General features: G+C 38.0%; 6 protein-coding genes, 3 tRNA genes and 1 pseudogene. All 10 read left to right on the forward strand.

Translation table 11 applies throughout. The features are described from left to right. Positions 1 to 14 precede the first annotated feature (14 nt). Positions 15 to 90: transfer RNA gene (locus BM211_RS25105), tRNA-Lys, on the forward strand. 5 nt (positions 91 to 95) lie between these two features. Further along, a tRNA-Gly gene (locus BM211_RS25110) sits at positions 96 to 170 on the forward strand. A 4-nt stretch (positions 171 to 174) separates the two neighbouring features. Beyond that, positions 175 to 247, forward strand: a tRNA-Ala gene (locus tag BM211_RS25115). A 536-nt stretch (positions 248 to 783) separates the two neighbouring features. Further along, positions 784 to 1,935 (forward strand): glycerate kinase, encoded by a 1,152-nt coding sequence (locus BM211_RS25120; protein WP_035434386.1) that lies wholly within the window; start codon positions 784 to 786, stop codon positions 1,933 to 1,935. Between the two features lie 158 nt (positions 1,936 to 2,093). Next, on the forward strand, positions 2,094 to 2,987 hold the full coding sequence (gene rocF, locus BM211_RS25125; protein ID WP_035434385.1) for an arginase: 894 nt from the start codon (positions 2,094 to 2,096) through the stop codon (positions 2,985 to 2,987). 354 nt (positions 2,988 to 3,341) lie between these two features. Further along, complete coding sequence (gene cdaA, locus BM211_RS25130) at positions 3,342 to 4,166, forward strand: diadenylate cyclase CdaA (RefSeq protein WP_035434383.1); 825 nt, start codon at positions 3,342 to 3,344, stop codon at positions 4,164 to 4,166. Beyond that, positions 4,159 to 5,472 (forward strand): CdaR family protein, encoded by a 1,314-nt coding sequence (locus BM211_RS25135; protein WP_035434382.1) that lies wholly within the window; start codon positions 4,159 to 4,161, stop codon positions 5,470 to 5,472. The genes cdaA and BM211_RS25135 overlap by 8 nt, the downstream gene beginning before the upstream one ends. 2 nt (positions 5,473 to 5,474) lie before the next feature. Beyond that, complete coding sequence (glmM, locus tag BM211_RS25140; RefSeq protein ID WP_091000121.1) at positions 5,475 to 6,821, forward strand: phosphoglucosamine mutase; 1,347 nt, start codon at positions 5,475 to 5,477, stop codon at positions 6,819 to 6,821. A gap of 482 nt (positions 6,822 to 7,303) precedes the next feature. Beyond that, a complete protein-coding gene (glmS, locus tag BM211_RS25150; RefSeq protein ID WP_035434380.1) occupies positions 7,304 to 9,106 on the forward strand; it encodes a glutamine--fructose-6-phosphate transaminase (isomerizing) in 1,803 nt (600 codons plus the stop codon). 43 nt (positions 9,107 to 9,149) lie between these two features. Beyond that, positions 9,150 to 9,547: pseudogene (locus tag BM211_RS27675) on the forward strand (hypothetical protein); the annotation flags it as partial. Positions 9,548 to 9,766 lie beyond the last annotated feature (219 nt).

Raw genomic sequence — 9,766 nt, forward strand, 5'->3', positions numbered from 1 at the left:
GCCCAGCCATTTAAGAGCCATTAGCTCAGTTGGTAGAGCATCTGACTTTTAATCAGAGGGTCGAAGGTTCGAGTCCTTCATGGCTCACCATTTTTGCGGAAGTAGTTCAGTGGTAGAATACAACCTTGCCAAGGTTGGGGTCGCGGGTTCGAATCCCGTCTTCCGCTCCAACTTGGGGCCTTAGCTCAGCTGGGAGAGCGCCTGCCTTGCACGCAGGAGGTCAGCGGTTCGATCCCGCTAGGCTCCATACAGTTATAAAAGCTTGAAGTCGAATAATAGACTTCAAGCTTTTTTGTTTATATAAATCCAATTTTGATTTTTCGACGTGTAAGCCGCTGAGATGCAAAGTGCAACATGATCGCTACTTGCTTGATGTAGAAGGAAAGGGTCCTGACCGCTCCTATACATAGTCAGATGCTCTCGCCCCTCTAAAGCGAAAAATTTTTAAATTATTATTGTAACTATTCAGCCATACATTTAATTTAGAAGTTTGGTAAGGGGGATTATTCCAGTGAAAATACGCTCCTTATTATCTATAGAAAGTTATTTTCATTTTTCAGCATATAGATTGTTGCCATGAATATAAAAATGGTCCTACACCTTGCTGCCTTTCTTTGTTTTAAAACTTTGCGCGTGGCAGGAAAAGGCCCTGACCGCTCCTATACATAGCCAGTCTCTCTCGCCCCTCTAAAACAAAAGGTTTTTATGTCAGTTCTTTCATTATTATTTATATATTTTTGATGACTCCAATTTTAATATTAAATATGAAGGGAGTTGTTTCATATGAAGATTATTATCGCGTCTGATTCTTATAAAGAAAGCTTAACGGCATTAGAAGTGTGTGAAGCAGTCGAAAAGGGGTTTCTCTCTATATATCCAGATGCAGATTATATAAGAATTCCTATTGCAGATGGCGGAGAAGGGACAGTACAAGCACTTGTCGATGCAACGCAAGGGAAAATTGTAAATATTCCTGTGACAGGTCCATTAGGAAACGTAGTAGAGGGATTTTACGGCCTTTCCTCGGATAAGCAGACTGCTTTTATTGAAATGGCTGCTGCTTCTGGTTTACATCATGTTCCATTTGAGAAACGAAATCCGTTTTTAACGACAACAAGAGGAACGGGAGAACTTATTTTACATGCATTAGAACAAGGGGTTCATCGTATCATTTTAGGGCTTGGAGGAAGTGCTACTAATGATGGGGGAGCAGGAATGTTATCGGCGTTAGGTGTGCGTTTTTTTGATAGCAACAATTGTGCTATAGAGCCAAACGGAGGGAATTTACATTGTATTACTTATTTTGATATATCACAGTTAGATTCTCGTTTAGCGCGGGTTAACATTGAGGCAGCTTGTGACGTTGCGAATCCTTTAACAGGAGCGACAGGAGCATCGTTTATATTTGGAAGACAAAAAGGTGCTACAGACGAGATGATAGAGCGGTTAGATTGTAATTTGAAACATTATGCTAAGCTAATTAAACAAACTCTTCATGTTGATATAGAATTTATTCCAGGAGCAGGTGCTGCGGGAGGACTTGGAGCGGCTATTGTTGCTTTTTTACATGGTACGCTTAGAAAAGGTATTGATATTGTACTTGATTACACGAATTTTAATGCTCATCTGCAAGAGGCGGATTTAGTGATTACAGGAGAGGGAAGAATTGATGAACAGACAGTCTATGGAAAAGCACCTATAGGGGTAGCAAAGCGAGCTAAAGAGTATAATCTTCCTGTTATTGCAATTGCCGGAGCTGTTCATCCGAATCATATCCCTATTTATGAAGAAGGTATTGATGCTGTATTTAGTATCGTTTCAGGTGCGATGACATTAGAAGAAGCGTATAAAATGGGAAAAGAAAATATTTATATAACAGCACGAAATATTGCGGCTGTATGGAAACTAGGATTACAAAAACGTCCCTATTCGTAAGGGGTGTTTTTTTTTATGCATATTTTAATGGAAAAGTATTAATTTATTGCTTCATTGTATTGAATTAAGTGTATATAAATACAAAAAAATGTCAAGTTGAGTCAGATAATAGAAAAGATTTAAAATATTTAGTGAAAGCATAAAAGGGGGAATCATCTATGAAGAAAGAAATTTCAGTTGTGGGAGTACCAATGGATTTAGGACAAATGCGTCGCGGTGTTGATATGGGTGCGAGCGCGATTCGTTATGCTGGAGTTGTTGAAAGAATTGAAAATATAGGATATAACGTAGAAGATTTAGGGGATATATGTATTGAAAGAGAAGCGCAAATAAACGAAAATGAGAAATTACGAAATCTTGAACAGGTTGTAAAAGTATGTCATGAGCTAGCAAGTAAAGTTGATAGCATTATTGAGAAGAAAAGCTTTCCACTTGTATTAGGCGGCGATCATAGCATTGCGATTGGAACGCTTGCTGGTATTGCAAAACATTATAAAAATCTTGGTGTTATTTGGTACGATGCTCATGGAGATTTAAATACAGAGGAAACATCTCCATCTGGGAACATTCATGGTATGTCATTAGCTGTAAGTTTAGGACATGGTCATCCAGCACTTGTTAATTTATACGGTGAGTATCCGAAAGTGAAAAAAGAAAATGTAGTTATTATCGGTGCTCGTTCTTTAGATGATGGAGAGAAAGAGTTTATTCGTAAAGAAGGTATTAAAGTTTTCACTATGCATGAAATTGATCGCATGGGAATGACGGCTGTTATGGAAGAAACAATGGCATACTTATCACATACAGATGGCGTACATTTATCTTTAGATTTAGATGGTCTTGATCCACATGATGCACCTGGCGTGGGTACACCGGTTGCTGGTGGTTTATCATATCGTGAAAGTCATTTAGCGATGGAAATGTTAGCGGAGTCGGGTATGATTACATCTGCTGAATTCGTAGAAGTGAATCCAATTTTAGATGAAAAAAATAAAACTGCAATTGCAGCTGTAGCGTTAATGGGTTCTTTATTTGGTGAAAAATTAAAATAAATTTCAAGAAGCAGCTGAAAAGCTGCTTTTTTTACTTTAAAATAAAGATACAGTGGCATATTATGTATATCCCGCTGTTCGCGGGTAGTAATACTCTCACCTCAACATTCAGCAAAGCAAAGAGTAAGGAGGGAGATAGACTGCCCATAAAAGCCCGATTAGTTCAACTAATAATCATTTGGGGATGAAGAGCCCCCCAATGATTAAAGTTTCACTTTATCATCCCTTCTTAAAGTCTGACATCCAATGATTACATGTCAGGTTTAGAAATGTGGTTTGAAATTGTGGTTCGTATAATGTATGTTATAATTAATTTGTTGTTGTAAATTACATATAGATGGAGGAAGGGTCAGAATGCCTTTTGGAGATATAAATGTTATTTTTAAATATCTCAGCACTATAATAGATATCACCCTTGTATGGTTTGTTATATATAAATTGATTCTTGTAATCCGTGGTACAAAAGCTGTCCAGCTTTTAAAAGGAATTACAGTAATCATTATTGTTCGTATTTTAAGTAATTTCTTTGAATTGCATACACTGCAATGGCTTATGGATCAAGCATTAACTTGGGGATTTTTAGCGGTTATTATCATTTTCCAACCAGAGTTAAGACGTGCTCTTGAGCAGCTTGGACGGGGAAGTATATTTTCGCGGGGAAGTAATCAAGAGGAAGATGAACATGAGTCGGTTGTAAATGCCGTTGTAAAGGCAACAGAATATATGGGAAAACGTCGTATTGGTGCACTTATTACAATGGCGAGAGAAACGGGTATGGGGGATTATGTTGAAACAGGAATCCCGCTAAATGCGAATATTTCATCAGAGTTATTAATTAATATTTTTATACCAAATACCCCGTTGCATGATGGGGCAGTAATTATGCAAGGAAATATTATTAGAGCGGCTGCTTGTTATTTACCATTATCAGAAAGTCCGTTCATTTCTAAAGAATTGGGAACACGTCATCGTGCGGCAATGGGTGTAAGTGAAGTAACAGATAGCTTAACAATTGTCGTATCAGAAGAAACGGGACACATTTCTTTAACAAAAAACGGCGAGTTACATCGTGATTTAAAAAGTGAACAATTAAAAGAACTGCTTATGAAAGAGTTAGGCGGAAACGTAAAACAGTCTTCTTCGTCTTTATGGAATTGGAGGAGAAAACGTCATGGATAAGTTAATGGATAATCATTGGTTTTTAAGGGGAATTGCATTATTATTAGCAATTATGCTCTATATGTCTACAAACATAGATAAAAATGTATCAGATAATTTTAATCCATCGCCTTTTCCAGTAGGAGATACAACAGAAACAATATCTGGAGTTCCTGTATCTGCATATTATGATGAGGATAAGTATATTGTAACTGGAATTCCTGAAAAAGTCAGCGTCACACTTGAAGGGCAAAATAACGTTGTAGCGGCAGCTAAAGTGAAACGACAGTTTGAGGTATTTGTTAATTTACGCGGTTATACGCCAGGAACATATGAAATTCCTTTAAAATATAGCGGAGTTCCAAATAATTTACATTTGAAAGTTCAGCCAGCAAAAATACAAGTTACTATTAAAAAGAAAGAAGTAAAATCTTTTCCAGTAGAAGTGAAATATTTAAATGAGAATCAAGTGCAAAAAGGAACGGTTATAGATAAACCGATTGTTAAACCTGGAACTGTTGAAGTAGCAGGTACAACAGAGCAGCTTTCACAAATTGCTCTTGTACGGGCATATGTTGACTTAAAAGGTATTAGCAAAACGGTGACAAAAGAAGCAAAAGTTGTATTATATGATAAAGACGGGAATCAGTTAGATTTGAAAACAGGTTCTTCGACTGTCAATGTCACTGTACCAGTTTCATCACCTGAAAAAACAGTTTCCCTAGGCGTCACGAAAAAGGGAAGTTTACAAGAAGGTATAACTGTGACGAGTATAAAAGTTGAACCGAGTGAAGTAGAGATTTATGGTTCGAAAGACGTACTTGATAATATTACATCTCTTGAGGGCATCGAAGTCGACTTAAGTAAAATTACAGAGTCAACTACCTTCGATGCCTCTGTTTCTTTGCCTAAAGGTGTCGCAAAGGTGGCCCCTAGCCAAGTAAAAGTGACAGTTGAAGTACAAAAGCAACAGCGAAAAACGATAACTGACATCCCTTTGCAGGTGAATGGGTTATCAGATTTATTAACAATGAAACTTTCTGATCCGCAAAATGGAAAAATTAGTGTTGATGTTTTTGGGGATGCAGGTGTTGTAGAGAAGATGAGTGCAGAACAGATTAAAGCATCAATTAATATAGGAAATATGAGTGCAGGAACACATGATGTTCCGATCCAAATAAGTGGTCCAAATAATGTCACATTAGAATTAAAACAAAAAAATGCGAAGGTAGAGCTCACAAAGAAGCAAGAAACAGGACATGAAGTACAAGGGCAGCCAGAGCAGCCAAAGAAGCAAGGAAATGAGCAAGAAAAAAGGAGCGAATAGTAATGGGAAAATATTTTGGTACTGATGGTGTACGAGGCGTGGCGAATGAGGAATTAACGCCTGAATTAGCATTTAAGATTGGTCGATTTGGTGGTTATGTATTAACGAAGGATACAGAGCGTCCAAAAGTTATTATTGGCCGTGATACACGTGTGTCTGGACATATGTTAGAAGGAGCTTTAGTAGCTGGACTATTATCAATTGGGGCAGAAGTAATGCGCCTTGGTGTTATTTCTACTCCTGGGGTTGCTTATTTAACGAAGGCGTTAGATGCACAAGCTGGTGTGATGATTTCTGCATCTCATAACCCTGTACAAGATAATGGGATTAAGTTTTTTGGTCCAGACGGTTTTAAATTAACAGACGAGCAAGAAGCAGAAATTGAAGCATTATTAGATAAAGAAGTAGATGAACTTCCACGTCCTGTTGGTACAGCTTTAGGTCAAGTAAACGATTATTTTGAAGGCGGACAAAAATACTTACAATATATTAAACAAACTGTAGATGAAGATTTTTCTGGCGTACATATTGCTTTAGATTGTGCACACGGTGCAACATCTTCTCTAGCACCGTATTTGTTTGCTGATTTAGAAGCTGACATTTCTACAATGGGAACATCGCCAAACGGCATGAATATTAACGCTGGTGTAGGTTCTACGCATCCGGAAGTATTAGCAGCGTTTGTGAAAGAAAAAGGTGCTGATGTTGGTCTAGCGTTTGACGGAGATGGTGACCGTCTAATTGCGGTTGATGAAAAAGGAAATGTTGTAGATGGCGATCAAATTATGTATATTTGTGCGAAATATATGAGCGAATCTGGAAAATTAAAACACAACACAGTTGTTTCAACAGTTATGAGTAATTTAGGTTTTTATAAAGCGGTAGAAGCGAATGGCATTACAAGTAATCAAACGGCTGTTGGTGACCGTTATGTAATGGAAGAAATGAAACGCGGTGGCTATAATCTGGGAGGGGAACAGTCTGGTCATATTATTCTCTTAGATTACATTACAACTGGAGATGGCATGTTAAGTGCACTTCAACTTGTAAACATTATGAAAATGACGAAAAAACCATTATCTGAGCTTGCAGGTGAAATGAAAAAGTTCCCTCAATTACTTGTGAATGTTCGTGTAACAGATAAAAAACAAGCATTAGAAAATGAAAAAGTTAAAGAAATTATTCGTGTTGTAGAAGAAGAGATGAATGGAGATGGTCGTATTCTTGTTCGTCCTTCTGGTACAGAGCCATTAATTCGTGTTATGGCAGAGGCGGCAACACAAGATCTTTGTGATCAATATGTAAGCCGTATCGTAGAAGTTGTAAAAGCAGAAGTTGGGGCTGAATAATATTCGAATATTTTGACAAAAAGGAGCACATTTTGTGCTCCTTTTGCATATACTTGTTATCTACAATGAAAAATTTCATTGACGGTTTATTCCATTTGTTATAAGATTGTTTTGTTCTTTTTCTCAGCAAAATAGGTTGAAGTAAGAAGCGCCAGAACTACCTACGATGTAGTTGACGAGGAGGAGTTTATCGAGATTTCGGCGGATGGCTCCCGGTTGTTCATCACAACCGAAAGTTTTTACTTAAAGCATTGAGGTGACTCAATAGACAAAGGTGAAAGTGTGATGAGAGAAAAAGAACGGATTATACTAGCAGTGTGAAGTATGCAGGCTGAAACCAAAATGAGAGGAAGGTGAAAGTCGTTACAAGCTTACAAAGCTAGCGATATGTAAATCCGTTTTTTTTGTATGCAAAAATAAGATCGGGCTATGTCGTTATATGTTTATGAAAGAACATAAGCATATTGTAACGGCGACTAATTATGTGTGGAATCGTAGGATTTATTGGGGAACAAGATGCAAAGGAAATTTTATTAAAAGGGTTAGAAAAGCTAGAATACCGCGGATATGATTCAGCAGGTATTGCAGTGCAAGCAGCGAACGGTGTTGTTGTATTTAAAGAAAAAGGCCGCATTGCAAAACTTCGCGAAATCGTGGATGAAAATGTAGCAGCTAACGTGGGAATCGGTCATACACGTTGGGCAACTCATGGTGTTCCAAGTCAAGTGAACGCACATCCGCACCAAAGTACTTCAGAGCGCTTCACCCTTGTGCATAACGGTGTAATTGAAAACTATGAGTTATTAAAGAATGAATATCTTCAAGATGTAAACTTTGTGAGTGAAACAGATACAGAAGTAATCGTTCAGCTTGTAGAAAAACAAGTGAAAACAGGTTTGACGGTAGAAGAGGCATTCCGTAAAACATTAACACTATTACACGGTTCATATGCATTAGCGTTACTTGATGCAGAAAACCCAGACATGATTTATGTTGCTAAAAACAAAAGCCCACTATTAGTGGGTACTGGAGATAATTTTAATGTTGTTGCAAGTGATGCAATGGCAATGCTACAAGTTACAGACCAATTTATCGAATTAATGGATAAAGAAATGGTTCTTGTAACAAAAGAAAAAATTACAATTCAAAATTTACAAGGTGAAACGATTGATCGTGAACCATTTACAGCAGAATTAGATGCAAGTGACATTGAAAAAGGAACATATCCTCATTTCATGCTAAAAGAAATTGATGAGCAACCACTTGTCATTCGTAATATTATTCAAAAGTATCAAAATGAAGATGGTGAGATTGAACTTGATACAGAAATTCGCGATGCGATTTTAGAAAGCGATCGTGTGTATATCATCGCGTGTGGAACAAGTTATCATGCAGGTCTTGTTGGAAAACAATTCATGGAGCGTTTTGCAAAAGTACCGGTAGAAGTACATGTAGCAAGTGAATTCTCTTACAACATGCCATTATTAACAGAAAAACCATTCTTCATTTACATTTCACAAAGTGGTGAAACTGCAGATAGCCGCGCAGTACTTGTGCAAACAAATGAAATGGGACATAAAGCATTAACAATTACAAACGGACCAGGCTCTACATTGTCTCGTGAAGCGAATTATACATTGCCATTATATGCTGGTCCAGAAATTGCTGTAGCTTCTACGAAGGCATATACAGCACAGCTTGCAGTACTTGCAATCTTAGCAGCTGACATTGCAAAAGCAAAAGGGTTATCAATTGGCTTTGATTTAATTAGCGAACTAGGTCTTGTTGCAAATGCAATGGAAGTACTTTGCAATCAAAAAGATGAAATGGATGCAATTGCAAAAGAATATTTAGCAACAACACGTAACTGTTTCTTCATTGGCCGCAGCGTTGACTTCTATGTTGGTTTAGAAGGCGCATTAAAGCTAAAAGAAATCTCTTACATTCAAGCAGAAGGCTTTGCTGGAGGAGAGTTAAAACACGGTACAATCGCGTTAATTGAACAAGGCACACCAGTTATTGCGATTGCTACGCAAGAACACGTAAACCTTGGTATTCGCGGTAACGTAAAAGAAGTAGTAGCACGCGGAGCAAACCCTTGCATCATCGCAATGAAAGGCTTAGAAATGGAAGGCGACCGCTTCATCGTACCAGCTGTACACGAAGCACTAGCACCGCTTGCAGTAATAATTCCATTACAGTTAATCTCATACTATGCAGCGCTTCACCGTGAGTGTGACGTTGATAAACCACGTAACTTAGCTAAGTCGGTGACTGTTGAGTAAGAGATTTATAGATTTGAAATAAAGTCGCGACGTTTATAAAAAAATTGCGAAACTTTACCCCTTTGGATATGATTATCTAAAGGGGTATTTTTGTGTCGAAAAATGGATTAAAGAGGGTAGAGAAACAGGTAGTGGGGCAAATTATCAGCCTTGGCTTAAAATTCAAGATGCGTCCTCATTAGGGTGGTCAACAAGATTAAAAGGTATAAAGACCGCCAGACAACATGAGTTTTTATCGGATTTGGAACGGAACTACTTTTATTTAACTGAATTTTCCGATGTTTTTTAGGTATTCGTGAACAATTTCCTTTATTACCACAAGAAGAGACGATTGTCATTGCTGAAGAGCTTGGGATTAAACACCCAGTTGATTCAAAAACAGGCGATCCAATTGTTATGACAACGGATTTTTTATTAACAGTTGATAAAGGACAAGGTATTACAGTGGTGAAAGCTAAACACAGTTCTAAAGGGGTTCAGCATAGGTTAGAGGTTTTATCCCGCATTAACGGGCAGTAAGACTCCAACCTCGAAATTCGGCGAATGCATTGTCCAGCTCTAGCGACTAGAATCTCCGGCCGTTTCGCCCCCTCGGACGAGGCAAAAAGCGCCTCTCTGTCAGGGGCGTGGGCGTCCTGCGATTCTGAGCGAGCCGCTTCC

It is taken from the genome of Bacillus sp. 491mf (assembly GCF_900112415.1).
Taxonomy (GTDB): Bacteria; Bacillota; Bacilli; order Bacillales; family Bacillaceae_G; genus Bacillus_A.

Excerpts from the sequence above, each read along its gene's own strand:
- rocF (WP_035434385.1), top strand. The coding sequence starts at position 2,094 with ATGAAGAAAGAAATTTCAGTTGTGGGAGTACCAATGGATTTAGGACAA.
- glmS (WP_035434380.1), top strand. The coding sequence starts at position 7,304 with ATGTGTGGAATCGTAGGATTTATTGGGGAACAAGATGCAAAGGAAATT.
- BM211_RS25135 (WP_035434382.1), top strand. The coding sequence starts at position 4,159 with ATGGATAAGTTAATGGATAATCATTGGTTTTTAAGGGGAATTGCATTA.
- BM211_RS25120 (WP_035434386.1), top strand. The coding sequence starts at position 784 with ATGAAGATTATTATCGCGTCTGATTCTTATAAAGAAAGCTTAACGGCA.
- cdaA (WP_035434383.1), top strand. The coding sequence starts at position 3,342 with ATGCCTTTTGGAGATATAAATGTTATTTTTAAATATCTCAGCACTATA.
- glmM (WP_091000121.1), top strand. The coding sequence starts at position 5,475 with ATGGGAAAATATTTTGGTACTGATGGTGTACGAGGCGTGGCGAATGAG.